15 protein-coding genes are annotated in these 20112 nt (G+C 49.8%); 14 read left to right on the forward strand and 1 reads right to left on the reverse strand.

What is annotated here, in order from left to right; translation table 11 throughout:
* Positions 1 to 153: 153 nt before the first annotated feature.
* Positions 154 to 2322, reverse strand: a complete 2169-nt coding sequence (locus MJZ25_00095) for a cellulase family glycosylhydrolase (protein ID MCQ2122566.1) — start codon at positions 2320 to 2322, stop codon at positions 154 to 156.
* 424 nt (positions 2323 to 2746) lie between these two features.
* Between MJZ25_00095 and MJZ25_00100 the strand changes: the two genes are divergently transcribed.
* The 14 genes from MJZ25_00100 (at position 2747) to MJZ25_00165 (ending at position 20111) form a co-directional block, all read left to right on the forward strand.
* A complete protein-coding gene (locus tag MJZ25_00100) occupies positions 2747 to 3652 on the forward strand; it encodes a T9SS type A sorting domain-containing protein (GenBank protein MCQ2122567.1) in 906 nt (301 codons plus the stop codon).
* A 164-nt stretch (positions 3653 to 3816) separates the two neighbouring features.
* Complete coding sequence (locus MJZ25_00105; GenBank protein MCQ2122568.1) at positions 3817 to 5271, forward strand: glycosyl hydrolase family 8; 1455 nt, start codon at positions 3817 to 3819, stop codon at positions 5269 to 5271.
* Between the two features lie 147 nt (positions 5272 to 5418).
* Complete coding sequence (locus tag MJZ25_00110; GenBank protein MCQ2122569.1) at positions 5419 to 6330, forward strand: BatD family protein; 912 nt, start codon at positions 5419 to 5421, stop codon at positions 6328 to 6330.
* Positions 6331 to 6490: 160 nt separating this feature from the next.
* Positions 6491 to 7474, forward strand: coding sequence for a MoxR family ATPase (locus tag MJZ25_00115; protein ID MCQ2122570.1), 984 nt, complete (start codon positions 6491 to 6493; stop codon positions 7472 to 7474).
* Positions 7474 to 8532 carry a hypothetical protein gene (locus MJZ25_00120; GenBank protein MCQ2122571.1) on the forward strand — a complete coding sequence of 353 codons (1059 nt, stop codon included), beginning with the start codon at positions 7474 to 7476 and terminating at the stop codon, positions 8530 to 8532. Before MJZ25_00115 ends, MJZ25_00120 begins: the two co-directional genes overlap by 1 nt.
* 310 nt (positions 8533 to 8842) lie before the next feature.
* Complete coding sequence (locus MJZ25_00125; protein MCQ2122572.1) at positions 8843 to 10147, forward strand: adenylosuccinate synthase; 1305 nt, start codon at positions 8843 to 8845, stop codon at positions 10145 to 10147.
* Positions 10148 to 10174: 27 nt separating this feature from the next.
* Positions 10175 to 10885 carry a Crp/Fnr family transcriptional regulator gene (locus MJZ25_00130; GenBank protein ID MCQ2122573.1) on the forward strand — a complete coding sequence of 237 codons (711 nt, stop codon included), beginning with the start codon at positions 10175 to 10177 and terminating at the stop codon, positions 10883 to 10885.
* Positions 10886 to 10893: 8 nt separating this feature from the next.
* Positions 10894 to 11664, forward strand: a complete 771-nt coding sequence (locus MJZ25_00135; GenBank protein ID MCQ2122574.1) for a PASTA domain-containing protein — start codon at positions 10894 to 10896, stop codon at positions 11662 to 11664.
* A gap of 5 nt (positions 11665 to 11669) precedes the next feature.
* On the forward strand, positions 11670 to 13637 hold the full coding sequence (locus tag MJZ25_00140) for a hypothetical protein (GenBank protein MCQ2122575.1): 1968 nt from the start codon (positions 11670 to 11672) through the stop codon (positions 13635 to 13637).
* Between the two features lie 11 nt (positions 13638 to 13648).
* The gene (locus tag MJZ25_00145; protein MCQ2122576.1) at positions 13649 to 14383 is read left to right on the forward strand and encodes a hypothetical protein; all 735 of its coding nucleotides are present in this window, start codon (positions 13649 to 13651) and stop codon (positions 14381 to 14383) included.
* Positions 14384 to 14403: 20 nt separating this feature from the next.
* Positions 14404 to 17889, forward strand: coding sequence for a hypothetical protein (locus MJZ25_00150; protein MCQ2122577.1), 3486 nt, complete (start codon positions 14404 to 14406; stop codon positions 17887 to 17889).
* Positions 17889 to 18797: a formylglycine-generating enzyme family protein gene (locus tag MJZ25_00155; protein ID MCQ2122578.1), complete on the forward strand. Its 909-nt coding sequence runs from the start codon at positions 17889 to 17891 to the stop codon at positions 18795 to 18797. The genes MJZ25_00150 and MJZ25_00155 overlap by 1 nt, the downstream gene beginning before the upstream one ends.
* A 46-nt stretch (positions 18798 to 18843) precedes the next feature.
* A complete protein-coding gene (locus MJZ25_00160) occupies positions 18844 to 19341 on the forward strand; it encodes a copper resistance protein NlpE N-terminal domain-containing protein (protein ID MCQ2122579.1) in 498 nt (165 codons plus the stop codon).
* 50 nt (positions 19342 to 19391) lie between these two features.
* Entirely contained in the window at positions 19392 to 20111 is a 720-nt protein-coding gene (locus MJZ25_00165; GenBank protein ID MCQ2122580.1) for a LytTR family DNA-binding domain-containing protein, read from the forward strand.
* The last annotated feature ends 1 nt before the right edge of the window (position 20112 follow it).

A 20112-nucleotide genomic window follows, 5' to 3' on the forward strand; every position in this document is an offset into this window, starting at 1 on the left:
GCTGCGTCGAAGAGGACTGCTTACCTTTTGTCCTTGAACAAAGGCTGTTTTGCTAATGCTAGAATTCAATCTTTTAGGAGTAATTAATCTGCACAAAAAAAGACCGCTCCCCGAAGGGAACGGTCTTAAAGTTTAGAAGGATTTTCCTAGGAATTACTTGGCGGTCTTGTTCCACTTGACGTTCAGCTGGCGTGCGCCCTGGCTGATAACGATCAGGTAGGAACCCTGAGGAATATGAGCGAGAGTCAGCGCTGCATTTTCCTTGACAGTCATGCCCATGACCTTCTGGCCGTTGACGGAGAAGATGTTCACATCGACGTCGCCTGCGATGTCGCTAGAGACCAACAACTGGGTGTTGGAGACGGTTGCGCGAAGCGGCAGGTCTGCGCGGGTAGAAATGGTATTGATTGCCAATTCGCCCTTGTTCACAGCCTGAGTGGTGTCGCCCACGCCGACGGTGATGGTCATGTGGAATTCCTGATAGAGGTCAGTTTCCGGGGCGTTTGCAGTAACACGGACGATTGCGTTCTGTGTGCCAGCATAGAGTGCGTTACCCTGCTTGATGACGTAGGAAGAAGATTCCTTACCGTTGAAGGTGTAAGTGACCGGAGTGTGATACATGGTAGTATCCGGAACCAACTTTTCAGCAACGCCGCCAAAGGGGAGGACTGTGTTCTTGAAGTTGTTGGTCATCTTGTTCGGACCCTTTTCGTAGGTAACGGTGATAGTATCCTGGACGGCTTTGTAGCCAGTGACTGCAGGAGCGCTAGCAACGATCTTGGCGCTACCGAATTTCTTGAATTCATACATCAGCACTTGCTTGCCCTTCTGTGTGTTGGAGCAGGAAGCGTGGGTGCAAGTTGCTGTCTTGACAGCAATGATGTCCGGGTTGAGAGACGTGAGAGTGAAGGTGGATCCTTCAAGAGTCTTGGTGTCGGTAGAAATGACCCATTCCTTGTTGGTGCCACCGGAGTAAAGCAGAGTTCTGTTGGTAGAGCAGGTGCCGCCATAGTTACAGGTAAGATCCTGGAAGTTGGGAACGGTCTGTGCGGGAACGCCAGAGACGGTGATGACAGACTGGGAGCCGTCGTTACCGGTCATGACTGCAAAGCCAGCGCCCTTGATTGCACCGGAGTTGTCAATGACGTTTGTGTTGCTGGAAGTGTAGGTACAGCCGCTCTTAAGAGTGGTTGCAGCAGAACCGCTAAGTTCGCTCACAACGGCAGCCTTGAATGCGCAAGTACCGGTGTTCTTGCCCTTGACCAGGGAGTCGGCCCAGGTACGGCCCTTGCCAACCAGGTACTGCTTGACGATGGCGCCAGAAGTACTGGTCTTTGCTGCGTCGAGAAGAGCCTTGCTCTTGAGTTCAACGTTGCCGTCGAAGAATGCGGAGGTTTCGTTCTTGACGGTACCGTTTTCGGTGGTCTGAACCTGACGGAGACTCCAGTTACAGCTACTGATCATGTTCTGGTCCATGAAGTCGAACCAGGCCTGGGTTGCGGAAGCGTTAGGAGAGCCAGCACCATCATAGTTCACGGTACCGTATTCGGTAGCAAACACTGCCTTGCCTGCGTTCATAGCCTGGGTTGCGTTGGCACCGTAGCCAGAGACGGGATGGGATGCTGCATAGAAGTGCAGAGAGTAGGCCAGGTTGCTGTAGGTCAGGCCGCTGGCTGCGTTGGGCTGGGAAGACCAACCAGGGTTACCAACGATGACAAGGTTTTCAGAAGCAGCACGGATGCCCGGGATGACCTGGTTTGCGTAGTTGGCAACTTCGCTCCAGCTACCGGTGGGTTCGTTGAAGATTTCAAAGATGACGTTAGGAATCTTGCCGTACTTCTGAGCCATTTCTGCAAAGAAAGCCTTTGCTGCGGAGACTTCGGAGTTAGCCTGATGGCTATGCCAGTCAATAATGATATAGATGTCGTTTTCGATGGCAGCTTCGATCATCTGGTCGATGGTGACCTTATAACCATCGGGGGCGCTCATATAGGAGTAGCCGTTGGAAAGCTTGTTGGTGTTGTCAGTGCCGTAGTAGTTGATACCAAGGGCGAAACGGATGACGTCAATCTTGAGGTTGTCGGTTGCCCAGTCGAGAACGGTGCTGGAATAGTAGGGCAGGCCTGTTGCGTCGGACCAGAACCAGCTCATGCCGCGAAGAATTGCGGGCTGATTGTTCTTGGTACCGATGACCTTGCCATTGGCAGAGCCGAGAGCGCCATAATGGCTTACGGGGCCGACCTTCTTGGCGACTGCTGTGGAGGCGCTAGCGAATGCCGGGATGGCGGCGAGCGCCATCAGGCAGGGGAGTAATTTTCTCATTTTCATAATATTCCCTTTTTGAAAACCCTAATCCCTAGGTTTACCTTCTAAAATAATAATATTCAATTGTAAGTCTTTTTCCGTCAAGGCAAAAAGCGTATACCATTGAATACGAATTTTGACCTTAAAACTAGATTTATTTTATGGAATTCAATCCCGTTGTATAGTAATAAAAAAGTTTCCTATGTATCAATTGTGACGGGGATAACATTTACGGGTTGTGTGGAGGATGGCTGAAAAACGTCCTTAATGTAAACTTTTGTTAAAAAACATTTGTTTTTCAGGGGGTTTGTTAAAAAAAGACTGAGTTTTTGTGATGTACACCAAAAAAAAAGAAAAAAAATGCTCGCAGGCTTAAAAAAAAAGATATATTAGGTTCCAAACCGCCCATTCTGGGCAATCACAATAAACAAGAGAGAGAATTATGAAAAAGTCTATTCTTGGTGCTTCTGCCCTCATGGCAGCTGCTTCCGCTTTCGCTTTCGTTACCTGGAGCGGTGATGAAAGCCTCTATCAGATCACTACCGAACTCGACGCTGGTACCGAAACTTCCGGTTACTGGTTCAGCTATGCTGACGACTCCGATGGCGGTGCTTCCTCTATCGAATGGCCGGTTCCCCTCGGTAACGACTACTCTACCACTGCTATGGACCCGGTTATCGAATACTGCCAGGGTGTTTGCGGTGTTTACAAGCTCGATAAGGGTACCCTTACTTATGACCCGTTCGTAGGTATCGGTTTCAATATCGCTGGTGAAGACGACAGTGGTGTCGCTGTTCCCACTGACGCTACCGACATGGGCGGTATCTGCATTGGTTACTCCTCTGACGCTGCTGCATCCCTCGAAATGGGCCTCGGTGACGCAGGTGACGCAGAAATCGGTTGGGACAACCCGGCTGCTGCTCTTGCTAAGTCTGCTACCGGTAAGGTTGCTAACGTTGCATGGTCTGAATTCAAGCAGGCTGGTTGGGGTTCTGGTAAGATTACTGGTGCCGCAGCTGCAGCTAAGCTCGTCGCTCTCAAGATGAAGATTCAGGCTAAGACTGGCTCTACCGGTAACTTCAACATCATGTCCTTCGGTGCATACAATGGCGGCTGCAAGCTGACCCAGGCTATCTCCGCTAAGGCTGCTAAGGCTTCTTTGAAGGCTCAGCTCTCTGGCCGTACCCTCTCCTTCGGCAAGACCGTTGCTAAGGCAGAAATCGTTAACCTCCAGGGTCAGGTTGTCATGGCTGCTTCCTCTGTGAAGTCCATGGATCTCTCCAAGGTTCAGGCTGGCGTTTACATGGTTCGCGCAGAAGGCCTTTCTCAGCAGATCATGGTGAAGTAATTTTACCTCGGTAAATAACTTTAAAAAAGGGTTGCGGTTTCCGCAGCCCTTTTTTGTTTTTACTAAAAGATGATGAAGATTACACGATTGGAAATATTTTGATGGGGAATTGGGAAAACAAGGTTTTAGAATATATATTTGGGAAAAAATAACAAGAGGCTATTATGCAAATCAAGAAATTTTTAGCTCCTTCAATTCTGCCCATTGCTTTGTGCGCAATGTTCGGCCTTACTGCTTGTGATAGTAAATCCGACACTCCTTCCAATCCGGCTGGTACGGAAGTTCTTCCGCCGAACCCGGATGTTGGTGGTGATGTCGGTGGTGGAAACGTCGGTGGCGGCGATGTTGGTGGTGGAAATGTTGGCGGCACGCCTACTGTCACTACATATCCGGCATTGGCTCCGACTGCCAGCCCTCTTTACGCCAAGGCAACATACGATTCCTGGAAGCCCTTCCATTATGTGAACATGGAAGACGAAATGGTCTATTATCCGGATTTTGCCGCAGACTTCAGTTCTGTATTTGAACCAGCCTATCTGCCTGCGGGACGTGTTATCTGGTCTGTCCAGTCTACTGGTATGTACAGAGTCCAGTGCCAGAACGAAGGCACTGCAAAAAGCGCTATGAAGTACCGTGCTTGCACTGTGTCTGAAGGTATTGGCTACGGCATGTTGCTGACTCTTGTCAACGAAGACTATGATGCGTTCAACCGTCTGTGGAACTACAGCCGTGCATACCGTGCCTACCATGGTGTGAACTTGACTCCTTGGATTACCAAGAGCTTCATGTACGACAAGATCGACATTTCCAGTGCAACTGACGCAGACCTTGATATTGCAACATCCTTGATTTTGCAGTATTTCAAGAACCTTGCTGTAGCACCCGATATTGCAAATCTCTACCTGGCTGACGCATTGGTTATCGTCAAGGATATTTGGGACTGGGAAGTTGAACCGAACTTGCTGCTCCTGATGTCTGGCGATACGGATATGTGGCATGATTCCGACCCGACATACAACTTGAGCTACTTCTCTCCTGTGGCTCTTCGCTTGTTTGCCATGGTGGACCCCACTCACAACTGGGCTGGTGTTCTTGACGCAATGTATGCCTACATGGCTAAGGTTCAGTCTCTCGGTACAGGCGTGTTCCCCGACTGGAGCAATGGCGCAGGTATCGCAGTCAATCCGCCTAATGGTGCCGCTGGCAAGACTGAAGCTACTTACACCTGGCATACCTTCAATAAGGAATCTGTGCGTATTCCTTGGCGTATTGCTTGGGACTACTATTGGTTCCAGGATCCGCGCGCTCTTGCAATCCTCACAGGCTTGAACAACTTCATTGTTGCTAAGTCTGGTGGCGATCCGTCTAGCGTGGCTCTTGCAATCCAGTATTCCTGGGATCCGGCAAAGAGCGACTATGACAAGAATACTTCTGTTCCTGCCCAGTGGCTTGCTGCATGGTGCGCAACTGGTCTTGGTACAAATCAGACTTGGCTTAACGCTTGTACGCAGCTTGTTAACGCAACCACGCTGGGTAACAACGGCACAAGCTACTTCACCGATATTCTGCAGGCTTTGTATAGCTCCTTGCTGAACGGTAAGTTTGTCCGTCCGTTCTAACTAGGACGTACGCCTCGTTTATCGACAGTGTGCCTGTGTTCAGGCGAGTTTTCGTCATGAACACAGTGTGTACTCTCGGGATGCGTTCCCGTGGATTTAAAAAGTCTCCTGGTTTTTGCCGGGAGGCTTTTTTTATATTTTGAAATCATGGAAAACGATTCTTTGAGCATGCTTAATCCTGCTGCAATTGTCAATGATGTTGATTCTGTAGATAACGCAGACAGCCTTGTTGCGGCGGAGAACCTTGATGAAATCCAGATGCCGTCTCCCGAACAGCTGGGCATTCATATTACCTCGGGCGTAAAAGATGCCGCTGGGGTTGTTCAGCCTTTGGCGGTCACCGTCGGCGATACTTTTGAATTCCCTGTTACCATTTCCTGGAACGTGAATAGTAGTGTACTCTTGATTATGCCCATGAGTTCTGCTACGGCTAAGGGTCTGGACCAGGTTTCTGTTTCCCAGGAATCCGCCCGTATGGTGAAGGATGGCCAGGAAATGGCTTCTATCACTTTTACATACAAGATTGTGGCACAGGACACGGGCGACTTGAATGTGCCTGCCATGCGTTTTGAAATTCCCACCCAGCTGGGCAGGCCCTTGGATTTGCGCAGCGATAGCGTCCCTGTGCGTGTAAATCCGCCGGTAAGTGTAGTTCCCTTTGCGGTGGGAGCTGTGGTCGCCATTTGTGTGGTTGTTGCAGGCCTTTTGCGAATGAAGCGTAGGGCTGCTGCTAGGGCTGCTACAGCGGCCAAGAATGCGGCTGTAGACGAACTTCGCGAGCAGATGCTGGTGCTGAAGCGCCGAATCAATACGGCGGATTGCCGCGAATGGCTGCTGGATCTGGAAAAGGTTTGCAAGGCTTACGCAGCGGAACGTTTCAGCCTTGATGCGGACAAAGTCAAACTTGAGGTCTTGCTGAAGCAGGGCGACTTGGAAGGCTGGGATGCTTTGCTGGAGAAGTTCGCCGATGCCCGTTATGGAGGCGGAAAGCAAGACGCCTTCGAGAACAGGGAATCCTGGAAGGCCGCCATGAAGCTGATGGGAATTGAAGAGGAATAAAATTCCAATTACAAAGTATGAATTACGAATTATGAGAGAAAGCCAGGCGTCTTCGGGGCGATTATAAATCTCGTAACTTGTAACTCGTAATTGTGTCTGTTGGTTTTTTATTTGATTTTTTATTAAATTCAGTGTGTTGAAATTTAAAGGATAACATCAAATGGATATTCAGGAACTTTCTGAAAAGATTCGTCAGCAGAGTGCTTTCTGCCAGAATTTGTTGCGTGAAGTTGAAGATACCGTCATTGGCCAGAAGGCCATGGTGGAAAGTATTTTGACAGGCATCTTGGCCGATGGCCACGTTCTGCTGGAAGGTCTTCCGGGCCTTGCAAAGACTACCGCGGTGAAGGCTTTCGCCGATGCCGTTTCCCTGGACTTCAAGCGTATCCAGTTTACTCCGGACCTTTTGCCGGCTGACCTTCTGGGTACCACCATCTATAATGCCCGCGAGGCAAAGTTTGAAACCCGCAAGGGCCCTCTGTTCACCAACCTGGTGCTGGCTGACGAAATCAACCGTGCTCCTTCCAAGGTGCAGAGCGCATTGCTGGAAGCTATGCAGGAACGTCACATCACCATCGGTGACGAAACTTTCAAGCTGGATGAACCCTTCCTGGTTTTGGCAACCCAGAACCCCATTGAACAGGAAGGTACCTACCCGCTGCCCGAAGCCCAGGTGGACCGTTTCCTTTTGAAGGTGAAGGTTTCCTACCCGAACAAGGCCGACGAAATGCGTATTCTTGACGCGGTTGCAGGTGCTGGTCTCCGTCAGCCCAACGCGGTTGCAACGAAGGAAGATATCCTGAAGGCTCGTGAACTTGTAAAACAGGTTTATGTGGATGAACGCGTCCGCGAATATATCGTGAACCTGGTGCTGGCCACCCGCGATCCGGGTAGCATCAAACGTTCCGACTTGGTCGGCTTCATCGAAGTGGGTGCATCTCCTCGTGCTTCCATCGGTCTTGCCCAAGCTGCAAAGGCACACGCTTTCATCCAGGGCCGTGCTTACGTCACTCCTGAAGACGTGAAGGCTGTTGCAATGGAAGTGCTGCGTCACCGTATCATCCTGAGCTACGAGGCTGAAGCAGAAGAAATTACCGCCGAAACTGTTGTCCAGAAGATTCTGGATTCCGTCGAGGTACCGTAATGAATGATAGGCCTCATGTAATTATTCATCCCAGTGACCTTGCTCAGTCCGACTGGGTGCGCTGCATACTTCCTTTTATGCAGTACATGAGTCCTAACGAGCAGATGGTTTTCCCGTCAGTCACTCAGATTCCCTGTACCAACAAGGATATCCTGAAGCATACAAGCATTGTGGTGATCCAGCGCCCCACTAGCCCTGCCAAGATGAACATGGTGGCTATGTATGCGCAGATCAAGCGCGAATGCGGCTTTAAGCTGGTAACGGATATTGACGATCTTCAGTGGGAACTGAGCCCGATTATCAAGGATCACGCCAAGAGTGTCCCCAATGTGGAACAGATTATCAAGGATCGTCTGAAGACGATTCTGCCTAAGTTCGATAGGGTGATCTGCTCTACGGAATATCTGGCAAAACGTCTTTTTCTTGACGTTAGCGTGAAGGCTACGGTGATGCCCAATGCGGTATCCAGTTCCCTTTTCGGCCGGTTCAAGAGGACTGCTGCGTTTAGCGGAAAACCCAAGGTTATGTATGCTGGTTCTGCAGGCCACAGCTCCGAAAAGGATCCTGGGGATTTTGCCGGCCCGTGGGTGCCGTGGCTTCGCAAGCGTATCGAGGATGGTTCCATCGACTTCTACGTCTTTGGTGAGCCCGAGTTCCTAAAGGGATTGGAAGGCAAGTACACCAGCATTCCTTTCACGAAGATGATGCAGTTCCCGGCTACGGTGGCGAGCTACCGCCCGGACTTTTACCTGGCGCCTCTTTGCGACATCAATTTCAACAGGGCCAAAAGCGACTTGAAATTGAAGGAGGCTGCGGCTCTTGGCGCCGTGTTCATGGGCAGTAATTTCGAGAATAGCCCCTACGGTTATGCTCCCGAGGCCCAGCTTGTTCCTGCGGCGGCTTCCGTGGAGGAACTTGACGCGAAGTTTGACGCCTTGTGCAATGCAGAAAACTTCATGAAGGCTATCGAGTGGCAGAACCAGAGTCTGGTGGACGGCCATTGGTTTTACGAGGATGCGGAATACCAGAAGAAGTTCCTGCAGACGTACCTGGGTTAACTAAGCCCGCCGAAGTTTGAATCCCTTGCCTTATGGCGAGGGATTTTTCTTTATGGCGACTCAGAAGAGGCCGTGAAAAACGGCTGGAGACAGGGGAGGGCTCGCCCCTTTTTCTAAAAAAGGCCAAAAATCCACTTGATTTTGGGTGTTTTGGACGTGAGTAACCTCACATTGGCGGGGGCTTTGTTATCTTTAAGGCGAAAAAGGGCTCAGGGAAACTCCCTGGGTAGCTTATTTCCAGTTTAACATAGAATCGACTTGCGGACTGCCGTTCCGGTTTCGCCCGTGGGTCAAAAAAAACGAAGGATATATGGCAAATCGTGTTGTTATCGGCTCCCAGTGGGGTGACGAAGGTAAGGCCAAGGTTGTTGACTTCTTGACTCTGGACGCAGACATCATCGTGCGTTTCCAGGGCGGTGCAAATGCTGGTCATACTGTGGAAGTTGGCGACCAGAAGTTCGTGTTCCACCTGATTCCGTCCGGCATCATGCACAATGACAAGCTCTGCGTCATTGGTAACGGCGTGGTTCTCGACCCGATCCAGACCCTGGCTGAAATTGCTGATTTGCACACCAAGGGCATCAACCCGGAAGGTCGCTTGTTCATCGCTAACAACGCTCACGTTGTTCTCCCGTACCACTCTACCTTGGACAAGGCCAAGGAAAAGAAGGCTGGTAAGGCTGCTATCGGTACCACCGGTCGTGGTATCGGCCCCTGCTATAGCGACAAGGTGAACCGTATCGGTGTCCGCGTTGGTGACCTCATGGATGAACGTGAACTGCGCCCCCGCGTCGAAGCTATGGCCAAGGTTCACAACGAAGAATTTAAGGCAATGTACGACGTCGATCCCATCGATCCGGAAGTTGTTATCAAGGACTACTTGGAACTCGGTCAGAAGATCAAGCCCTTCGTTTGCGACGTGAGCGAATTGCTTTACAAGGCTGTGAAGGCTGGCAAGCGCTTGGTGTTCGAAGGTGCCCAGGGTACCATTCTTGACGTTGACCAGGGTACTTACCCGTTCGTGACCTCCAGCAACACTGTTGCTGGCTACGCAAGCTGCGGCGCAGGCATCGGCCCCACTGCTCTGGACGAAGTTTGGGGTGTGGTCAAGGCTTACACCACCCGCGTTGGTAACGGTCCGTTCCCCACTGAACTTTTGGACGAAACCGGCGACACCCTCCGTAAGATCGGTAACGAATACGGTGCAACCACCGGTCGTAATCGTCGCTGCGGTTGGTTCGACGCTCCGGTTGTCCGCAAGGCTGCCGTTGTTAACGGTCTGACCCACTTGGCCATCACCAAGCTGGACGTGCTGGATACTTTCGATACCGTGAAGATCTGCACCCACTACGAATGCGATGGCGAAAAGCTTGAAAGCTTCCCGAACCAGCTGTCCAAGGTCGGTCGCTGCGTGCCGGTTTACGAAGAAATGCCGGGTTGGAAGCAGGACACCACCAAGTGCAAGAGCTATGACGAACTGCCGGAAAACGCTAAGAAGTATCTGCAGCGCATGGCTGAACTGGTTGACGTGAAGATCGGTATGATTTCCATTGGCGCAAAGCGCGATCAGAGCATTGTGATTGACGCTGGCCTCGCCAAGGGTATGGGCCTCTAATTATCAAGGGATAGGAGCAGGTAGAGTATGGACGCAAGTATTGTTGGATTGCTGAAAGGCGTTGAATTGTTTTCCGAGCTGAACGAAGAACAGCTGGGACTGTTGGCCAACTTGATTGTGGTCCAGGACTACAATCGCGACGAAACCGTGGTGCTTGAAGGCGACGACTCGATGCAGGCTCTGTATCTGATCGCCTCTGGCTCCGTACAGGTCTACATGACCGGCGTCGATGGTCGCGAAACTATCCTGTCCTTCCTTGAACGTGGTGACTTCTTCGGTGAAATGAGCTTGATCGACGGCGAACCCAGGTCCGCCTCCGTTCGCACCGTGACTGACGCACAGATGATGATTATTCATCGTGAGTCTTTCCTGCAGTTGATCCGCCAGACTCCGGAAATCGCCATGGCCCTGCTTAGCGAAATGAGCAAGCGCCTCCGTAAGGCCAACAAGCAGATCGGTTCCTTGTCCACTATGTCCGTTAGCGGCCGTGTGGCTGGTACCCTCCTGAACTTGATGGAAGAACGCGGCGTTCGCATTCATACAGACAATGGCAAGATGGTTGTGGTGATCCACAACCGTCCCACCCAGCAGCAGCTGGCTGACATGTCCGGTACTACCCGCGAAACCGTCAGCCGTATCTGCTCCATGCTGGTGAAGGCTAACGCCATTGCCATGACCGGTAAGGACATCGTCATCTTCGATGAAAACGTCCTTCAGGAAAAAGCCTCCAAGGGCTAATCGTAATTATGAACAAAGTAAAGGTTCTTTTTAACAAGTTCCGTAAGAGCGCCTTCTTGAAGGCGTTTCTTTTGTGGGTTGTTCTGCTGGTGGTCTTGGCCCTGGCTGTAGACAAACTCTTGATGCCGATTTTCTCTGGCGCCTTCGCATCCACTGGTGAAGTGCCCAACTTGGAAGGCATGGCCCAGGCTGAAGCTGAAGCCACCTTGACTGAGGCAGGTTTCAAGTTCGAATGGCTCGAAGAAGGCCGTTACAATGCGACTATTGATTCCGGCAAGGTTCTGGTGCAGATGCCTGCTGCCGGCCGTACAGCAAAGCTTGGCCGTACTGTAAAACTGACCCGTAGCCTTGGCCTCCGCCAGGTGGAAATTCCGGATCTTCGCGGTAAGAGCCAGAAGCAGGCTACTATCTCCTTGACTCGCGCTGGCCTTGTCCAGGGGGAAATCGTCAAGGGCGCCCACAAGAGCATTCCCCGCGGTGTCGTGATCCGTACCATTCCTATCGCTGGGGAAAAGGTCCGCGTGGGCGATACGGTGAAGGTGGTGATTTCCGCTGGTGTGACCACCGGTAAGACCTTGCTCCCTGATTTTGCTGGCGAACAGATCGACAACGTCTACCCGAAGCTGGAAGCATTGGGTTTCGTTGTGGGTAAGATCAAGCGTCGCAAGGCTCCGGAAGATATGGAAAATCCGCAGCCGGGTGCTGTGATCGAAACCTCTCCCAAGCATGGTGACTACCTGCCGCCGGATACCAAGATTAATTTCATTATTGTTGAGTAATTGATTTGAAAAGAGTCAAGATTCTTTCGCTGGTGATTGTTGTTGCGGCGTTGTTCCTTAACGCCTGCAGTTCCAATCCTGCAAAGAAGCAAGACTCTTTTTTGACATCCGCTGATTCTGCAGCTATTGCGGAAGCGGTTATGAAGAAGATGGAGAAAATGGCTGCCCAACCGGTGGAAGCCAAGCTCCCTCAGAATCTTGACGCAGCCCATGAATCCTTTGTCCGCGCCATGGACTTGGAACTTCGCGGTGAATCTTCCCTGGCAAAGATGTATTGGCAGCTTGCTGCCGAATCCGATCCTTACAGCCGTTATCTCGCTTTCAAGATGGCCGAGATTCTCGCTGGACAGGGCGCAGACTCCTTGGCCTTGGTACAGGCTGCCCGTGGCCAGAAACTTAAGGGGAAGGTGACTGCCTCCCAGTTGGGTTTGCTCGCTCATTTGTATGTGAAGGCTGGTCTTGCTGATTCCTGCCGCAAGTACTTTAACGCAGCGCTTGACTCCTCCCGCTATCAGGACATGTCCCTGCTGTACGACTACAGCTTGTTCCTTGAGGCAGTGAAGGACACCAAGGAACTGGTTCGCGTTTACGAACAGTTGCTACCCCAGGTGAATTACATTCCGTCGTTGCTTCAGAGACAGCTTGGCTTGCTTCTGGACCAGGGTAAGGATTCTGCCGTTGTTGAACTTTTTGGTAATGCGCACGAAGCTACTGGCGACAAGAAGCTACTGACCCAGATGGTTCAGGGACTTGTTTTCCAGAAACGAATTCCCGAAGTCATGGCCATCGTGGACACATTGACGGAAGCGACCAGTGAAGATGAAACCATGATTGTTCTTCTCATGACGACTCTTGCAGAAAATGATCGTCCTGCAGCTTACGCCATGTTGAACAAGAAGTATTACGAAGATGGAGTTCGTACGCCTATGCTTACGAATTTTCTGGGCCATTACGAACATCTCAATGGCAAAACCGATAGCGCGAAGGTTCATCTGCAATTGGCTGCCAACCAGTTGCAGGATCAGCCGGTTTATGTGACCAACGCCTACCATGCATTGGCTAGCATCGCCATGAGCGAAAACCGAGTCAAGGATGCCGTGTCGTATGCCGAAAAGGCTGATGAGGCGGCCAAGGGTGGCGAAAAGGCTATGCTCGCCATGATGTATGGCTCCGCAAAGATGTATGACAAGGCCTACAGGATGCTGGATTCTGTGATGGCCGTTTGGGACAAGTGGACTCCGATGGCGGGAATTGCGGATTCCGCTACGCTCCAGAAAATGGTTCTTGGCGTTGAAAAGAATAACCGTACTTTCCGCAGCGTCTACGCACGAATCCTTGTGACCGAAGCTAGCGAAATCTGTCAGAAGTTCCCGGGGGATTCCGTGAAGCAGGCTCTCGCTCTTGAAAAAAGGAACAAGGCCCAGACGTTCTATGAGGAATTGTTCAACTCCGATTCCACGGATATGGATATTCGCATGTTGAGGGCCATAAACCTTGAACGCCTCAAGCGTTATGACGAGTCCTTCGCTCAGTTTGAATACCTGCTGGATTCCAGCCGCGCCACCTTGGTGGACCGCTCGGAAGTTCTGAACTACTATGGCTACACTTTGATTGACTTGAACCGCAGCCCGGAAGAAGTTGATCGTGGCTTGAATATGGTCCTGGAAGCAATTGCCGCTGAAAAGACTGAGACCACATCTGAGGCATATCTTGACTCCAAGGCATGGGGCTTGTATCGCAAGGGCCGATATGCGGAAGCGTTGGAAGTGATGCTGTTGGTCAAGGACGGAAAGATGACCGAGGACTATATCTATTGGGAACATCTTGCCGCTATCCAGGAGGCCCTGGGCATGAAGGCCGAGGCGACAGCCTCCTACAAGAAATTGCTAAAGTTCTGGCCCAAGAATCCTGCTGCGCTCCGCTTCCTGAAAGAAGCCGGTTCGAAGGGCTCTTCCAAGGGCGCTAAGAAATAGGCGGGTATCTTATGCGCAGAAGTGTTCTTTTCTTGATGCTTGTTGCGCTAGCGATGCTTGCAGGTTGCGCTGGCGGTAAGAAGGCTGAGTTGGTGAATGATGTCCCTGCGGCCAAAGTTGAAGCTCCCCAGGATAGTCTCCGTGCAAAGTTTGTTTTGACCCTTGTGGGAAATGACGGCAAGCCACAGGATCTTGATGCGGTCCTTTTTTCTGTTCCCGGCAAACGTTACCGTATGGAACTTACGGGCCCCATGGGTATCGGTGTAGCCTCCCTGCTTTGGACGGAAGAAGGCTGGACCATGACATTCCCTACAGAGAAACTTTACATGAAGGGTAACGGCTACATGGTGGGCCTGTTCTCTGATAATTCGTTGCCGCTGGTGCATATTCATCAGGTTGCGAATCTCTTTGGCGGAAAACTCCTGCCGGAAAATTTTGACGTGGTCGAAGAAAAGGACCAGGTGATTTATGCCAGGGAAAAGACTGGCCGTACATTCTCCTACGCAAAAAAGGATTCCGTGGTGGCTTGGCTTTCCAGGGCTGGCCGTGACGGAAAACCGGAAACATTGCTGTTCAAGGAATACAAGGCTTTTGAAGGAGTGGAAACTCCCTCTATCGTAATTTTTCAGCGAGATGGTGTGGATTACTTGACTATTCGAATTAAGAAGGTAACCCGAAATAAGCCCTTTAGTTTGGGTACTTGGCGCCTAAATGTGCCTCGAAGCTTCTCGCCCGTTGATGGTTGATTTTTGTAGATTGAGGAAGTATGAAGATATTTTCCAAGACCTTGGTTGCTTTTGCGATGCTGACTTTGCTCAGCGTGTATTCCTTTGGTGCAGACACCTTGGAAGTTTTTGCTATTCGAGTCCAGTTTGCTGAAGAAGATCCCGACAATTCCTTGACGACAGGTAATGGTACTTTTGACTCAGACAAGGAAAAGAAGGAAGCCTACAAGCTGGATCCTCCGGGACGTCGCAATGGTGTGCCGTACTGGAAGAAACATTTTGATTTTGCCAATGCCTATTTCAATACCGCTAGTAACGGAAAACTTGTCATCAAGTCCCGCATCTTCCCGGAAGAATCTAGTGTATATAAGCTGAAAAAGCCGATTATCGATTATAACCGTACCAGCAAGATGAAGGGTGAAAAAACTGCTGAGTTTGATGAAGCCCGTAGCCGTGACTATTTGCAGTTTGTCTATGACGCAGTGATGGCTGCGGATACTACTCGCAATGTGGGGGAATCTCCTTTCCGTATTCCGCTTTCGAAGAATCCTAATACGAAGCGCGCCTTCATGATTATCCACGCTGGTGCTAGCCGCCTTGTGGATGGTGGCAGCATGGGAACCAAGGGCGCCGACACTCCGGCCGATTTCATGGATATTTATATCAGCCCAGCCGATTGGGAATACTTGCCGGACTCTCTTGAAAATGTTTCCACAACCTTGGATACGGTTTCCTCGGATTCTGTACGCAAGATTGTTAATGGCATTGTTTTTGAAAAAGCCGCCATCGATACTTTGCGTTCCGTCATGATCATGAGCGAGACCGCTTCCCAGGATGGATTGAACTGGGGCATCAATGGAATTCTGGTGAACCAGATTGGTCGCGAACTTGGTTTGCCTTACACCTATGATGTGGTCAAGGGCATTTCCCGCCTGGGCTATTACGATGTGATGGACTTTGCTGGTTACAATGCTGGAAACGGATTCCTGCCCTCTATGCCGGCTGCCTGGGAACGCGCCTACATGGGCTGGTCTTCTGTAAAGGAAGTTAGACCTGTTGCCGGAAAGAAGATTTCCGTTGATGTGGCTGCTGCTGGTTCTGGATTTTGCGCTGACGCCTCGGGCAAAAATCCTTGCACTGAGATTTTGAAGGTGCCTCTGAATGCATCGGAATACCTGTTGATTGAAAACAGACAGCGCTCCTGGAATAAGGATGGCACTGTAAGTGTTGTTCTTAACGAATCCGTAGAGTCTAGCGATACGACTATTAGGACTGTTCCGGTAGATAGCCTGAATCTAGTCTTTGAAGACAGCGTTTGCGTGAAGAGTAAATGCAACGCCAATAAGAAGAAGGCTAGCGGCATTATTTTGGATGTGAGTTCCTTTGACGCGGGCATTCCTGCAAGCGGTATTGTCACCTGGAAGGTGAATGAATGGTACCTTCGCGAAACGTTGGAATATGGTCTCGCCAATTTCTGGGGCGGCGATACTTTGCGTGATCACCAGTTTGGTATTTCTATGGTGGAATCCGACGGTATTTTGAGTATCGGCAAGACTTTCAAGAATGCCTTGGGCGAAGATACTTATGATTATGGCTCCGGTACGGACTTGTTGCCGCACCTTCGTTTGCCTGATACCTCATCTACCAAGACGTTTGACACGGTCACTGTAATTGGCCCCAAGGGTTATGCAAATACCATGACCACTCAGGGTGGCTACACTGGCCTTAAGATTTCCGTGTCCATTCCGAAGGATGCTCGTGAAGAAAAAACTTCCAATGCGTTTATGGGCGATAGCGTTATCAACTTTGTAGCTCCGATTATGACGGTGACTATCAGCATTGATGACGGAAGTCTTGAAAACTCGAAGTTCCCGAGAAACATCGGTATTGCTTCTGCTGTTCGCGGGGCTGTGTTCGTTGAAGATACTGAAAACGACGGTGACAAGGCCATTGTTGTTGGTGCAGAAGATGGCTCTTTGCAGGTGTTTACCGCCTTGGGTGAACCTTTGCTGTCTGCAGATACCGTGGTGACACAGAATGTTTTGTCAAAGACGGATTCCGCTGTTGAAGTCCCGCTGTATCGTGTAAGTGAAAGCGATGGAGCTCTGGTTGGTATGGCTTCTGATGGCAAGGCTGCCTACAGTTTGCATAAGAACGCCCTTGTCCGCACTTCCTTTATTGGCGGAATGATTCCGCAAAAGCAAGTGTTGAAACTTTCAGGTGCGAAGGTAGGCCCAGTTGTTTACGGCAACAAGATTCTTGTGATGACAAAGACCGCCTTGAAGATTGCTGAGATGAACAAGTCCGATGAATTTGTATGGACTGCTGATTCTATTGTTTTTGGAAAAGTCCTTGAAACAGCGAACTTTGACAAGTTTGTTCCGACGGATATGGCGGTTTGCGGAAAGGATGAAAAGGCCTCTTTGGTTATGGTAGGCGAAAATGGCCATTGGATGGTCCGCACCATTGATGGCTCCAAGGTTCTGAAACAAGGGTCCACTGCTAATGATAAACACTTTAGAGTGGCTTGCACCGATATGGACAAGGATGGCTCTGAGGAAGTGATTTTTGTGGGAAGCCGCGGTACTGTGTTTGCAAACACCTTGACTGACGATGACAAGGGAATGAAAACCTTTTGGAAAGAAAAGAACTATAAGCGTGGCGCAGCAGGAACCAGTGGCTTGAAGGATGAAACATCTGGCATTGCTGTGGGTGATGTAAATGATGATGGTTATCCGGAAATTGTTTTCCTTGGTGACAACTTGGTTTACGCCTTGGATCGTTTCGGTTTGCCTTTGAAAAATTTCCCGGCCATGATTAGCCGAGGCTCTCCTATTTACGGTTTCTTCAGCGATCCCTTGATTGTCAATGTAAATGATGACGAAGCTCCTGAAATTCTAGTTCCCAGCAACGACGGTCTGGTGTATGCCTTTACAGGAAAGGGCTCTCAGGTGAAGGATGGTTTCCCCATCGCCGCTGGTAGCTTTGAATACGCCGATTCCCTTTCTGATCTGCAGCCCATGAGCATTTTCGTGACAAATGCTGTTTCTGATAAGAAGTCTAGTGGCTCGGAACTTTATGCGTTCCACAGGAATTACGCATCGGCATTCCGTTTACCTAAGGCAAAGTCCTCCTCATCGGAATCTGCTCTTGCCTGGACTCTCCCTGCTGGCGGCAATGAACGTATCGGTTGGTTTGACGCAAGCGCCTTGAAGGATGTAAAGACCGAAAAGGCTGAAAACGTAATTTCTGAATTCTTCCTGTTCCCCAATCCGGTTCGTGGCGGTAAGGCAAAGGCCCAGTTTGAAATTGGTGCCGAAGCAACTTCTGCTACCTTGGAACTGTATGACATTACGGGTCTCTGTGTTTATAAGATGACGGTTGCGGATGTGGTTCGTGGCCGCAACCGCGTTGAAAATCTGGATTTGACTTCCCTGGGTTCCGATGTCTATACTGCTCGCTTGCAGGTGAAGTTTGCTGATGGCAAGAAGAAGCAGAAACTATACCGTGTTGGTGTGATTCGCTAATGAGGTTTTGCAGGGACAATTTCGTCGGGCTGATTCTGGGCTCCTTTGTCGCCTGCTTGGCGGCCGCTTGTTCCGTTGCCGACGGTGATCCTGTTGAACTAGATACCATCACTGGCCCGCTGGTGAAATCCTCCAGCAGCGTTGCGAAAGAGTCCAGTTCAAGTGCTGCTGATTCTGTTGATAACGAAAATGCTCTTGCGAATATCGACTCTCTCGTGAAATTCGTAAAGATTCCTGCCATGAAATTGACTCGTGGATCCACTGTCTTCAAAGTGGATTCTTTTGAAATCGCAGAAGTTGAAGTGACACAGAAGCTTTATTCCGTGGTGATGAAAAACTTGCCGGATATGGACAAGGAGGGCGATAGTATTGCTGTTGCCAATGTGACCTGGTTCGATGCGATCTTGTTCTGCAACGCCTTTTCTAGACTGTTGAATTTGGACACTGCGTATGTCTACGACGGCAAAGACAAATTCGGCGATTTAAAGGATTTGCGCATTGACTATAAGGCTGACGCTATTCGTCTTCCCACGGAAACAGAATGGGAAATTGCAGCGAGAGCTGGGACAACATCTGCTTACTATTGGGGAACGCAACCTGCCTCGGAATATGCGTATTACGCACAAACTAGCGGTCCTGTGAAGGTCGCCAGCTATATCGCTAATGGCTATGGCCTCTACGATATGGGCGGCAATGTTGCGGAATGGGTCAATGACTGGTACGATGCTTATTCTGTGGCTGGTGAACAAAATCCTGTTGGCCCCGATTTTGGCGAATATAAAGTGATTCGCGGTGGTGGATGGTCCGATAAAGTTTCTGCCATGGGATCTTCTGAACGCGGTAAAAAATTGCCCACGACGCAATCCCAAATGATTGGCTTCAGAGTTGTCCATTCTACTGGATTTTAGGCTTAAACAGTAATCTCTTCAGTTGCAAATTGTTAAATTATGCAATATGAAGAATTTGAATTCCAAGGTATATTCCTTCCTTAAAATGGTGGCCCCTGTTGCTATGGTGTCGCTGTTTGTTTCCGCTTGTTCTGAAGAAAAGAAAGAACCTCTTCCGGAACTGCCTGCTATTGAACTTCCTAAGGAACTTCCCGGCCTTTATTCTGGTCGAATGCCTTGTGATGACTGCTCCGCAAAGATGATCCGCATGAACCTCAACGAGGATATGTCCGTTGTTGTGGTCCAGACGAAGATTCAGGACTCCCTGACCATTGATACGCTCTCCGGAACCTATGTTGTAACGGACAGTACGGTGAATGTTTCCTTGTCGGAAAACTCCATTCATTGGAATTATAAACGCGGTTCCATGGGAACATTGTCCTATCTGACAAGCAATGGCGCTGTTTATGAAGACGAGAATGGCCTTCATGCTGATCTAATCCGTATTTTCAAATCTCCGGCCAAGAAGGCTGCCGCAGAAACAAAAACGGAGCCGGGAAACTAATGAAGTTTTCGGTGCTGATAGTCGATGACGAGCCTTTAGCTCGGAGGCGTATGCGCTCTTTGCTGGAAGAATTCTCTGAGGAAGTCGAAATCCTTGGAGAAGCTTCTTCTGGTGCGACCGCAATTCAGCTGATTCGAGAACTAATGCCAGATGTGGTTTTCCTGGACGTTCAAATGCCGGATATGGACGGCTTTGATGTTCTTCATGGCTTAAAAAAGGATGAAGTTCCGCTGGTTGTGTTCACGACGGCTTATGATGATTTTGCAGTAAAGGCCTTTGACGAGGATACTGTCGATTATCTCTTGAAACCTGTTGAACCGGAACGCTTGGCTGCGTCCATTGAAAGAATTCGCCGTCGCTTACCTGTTACGGAAAGTGAACCGGCTTTGCCACAGAATATTGATTTGGAAAAATTACGCAGTCTGGTGAGCGTGGATGGCTCGTATATGCGTCGCCTCCAAGTCAAGATTGGCGATAGGATTATTTTTGTCAATCTGGACGAAGTGATTCGTTTCCAAAGCGAAGAAAAATACACGACCGTTTATACGACTAGTAATCAGTATGTTATTGACACTCCAATTATTGAATTGGAAAAAAGACTAGACCCGAAGAATTTTGTGAAAGTTCATAGATCTCATATTGTGGCTATCGACTATATCGCAGAATGCAGAAAACTGGAAACGGGGAAAATGGTCGTATTCCTGAAGGACAGGAATATGACCCAGCTGCAAGTCAGTCGTAATGCTATAAAGAAATTTCGAAATCTTTAAT

It is taken from the genome of Fibrobacter sp. (assembly GCA_024399065.1).
Classification (GTDB): Bacteria; Fibrobacterota; Fibrobacteria; order Fibrobacterales; family Fibrobacteraceae; genus Fibrobacter.

Bases quoted from the DNA above. Each gene is read 5' to 3' on its own strand.
- MJZ25_00160 (MCQ2122579.1), top strand. From the start codon at position 18,844: ATGAAGAATTTGAATTCCAAGGTATATTCCTTCCTTAAAATGGTGGCC.
- MJZ25_00130 (MCQ2122573.1), top strand. From the start codon at position 10,175: ATGGACGCAAGTATTGTTGGATTGCTGAAAGGCGTTGAATTGTTTTCC.
- MJZ25_00110 (MCQ2122569.1), top strand. From the start codon at position 5,419: ATGGAAAACGATTCTTTGAGCATGCTTAATCCTGCTGCAATTGTCAAT.
- MJZ25_00095 (MCQ2122566.1), bottom strand. From the start codon at position 2,322: ATGAGAAAATTACTCCCCTGCCTGATGGCGCTCGCCGCCATCCCGGCA.
- MJZ25_00115 (MCQ2122570.1), top strand. From the start codon at position 6,491: ATGGATATTCAGGAACTTTCTGAAAAGATTCGTCAGCAGAGTGCTTTC.
- MJZ25_00155 (MCQ2122578.1), top strand. From the start codon at position 17,889: ATGAGGTTTTGCAGGGACAATTTCGTCGGGCTGATTCTGGGCTCCTTT.
- MJZ25_00145 (MCQ2122576.1), top strand. From the start codon at position 13,649: ATGCGCAGAAGTGTTCTTTTCTTGATGCTTGTTGCGCTAGCGATGCTT.
- MJZ25_00165 (MCQ2122580.1), top strand. From the start codon at position 19,392: ATGCGCTCTTTGCTGGAAGAATTCTCTGAGGAAGTCGAAATCCTTGGA.
- MJZ25_00100 (MCQ2122567.1), top strand. From the start codon at position 2,747: ATGAAAAAGTCTATTCTTGGTGCTTCTGCCCTCATGGCAGCTGCTTCC.
- MJZ25_00135 (MCQ2122574.1), top strand. From the start codon at position 10,894: ATGAACAAAGTAAAGGTTCTTTTTAACAAGTTCCGTAAGAGCGCCTTC.
- MJZ25_00120 (MCQ2122571.1), top strand. From the start codon at position 7,474: ATGAATGATAGGCCTCATGTAATTATTCATCCCAGTGACCTTGCTCAG.
- MJZ25_00150 (MCQ2122577.1), top strand. From the start codon at position 14,404: ATGAAGATATTTTCCAAGACCTTGGTTGCTTTTGCGATGCTGACTTTG.
- MJZ25_00125 (MCQ2122572.1), top strand. From the start codon at position 8,843: ATGGCAAATCGTGTTGTTATCGGCTCCCAGTGGGGTGACGAAGGTAAG.
- MJZ25_00105 (MCQ2122568.1), top strand. From the start codon at position 3,817: ATGCAAATCAAGAAATTTTTAGCTCCTTCAATTCTGCCCATTGCTTTG.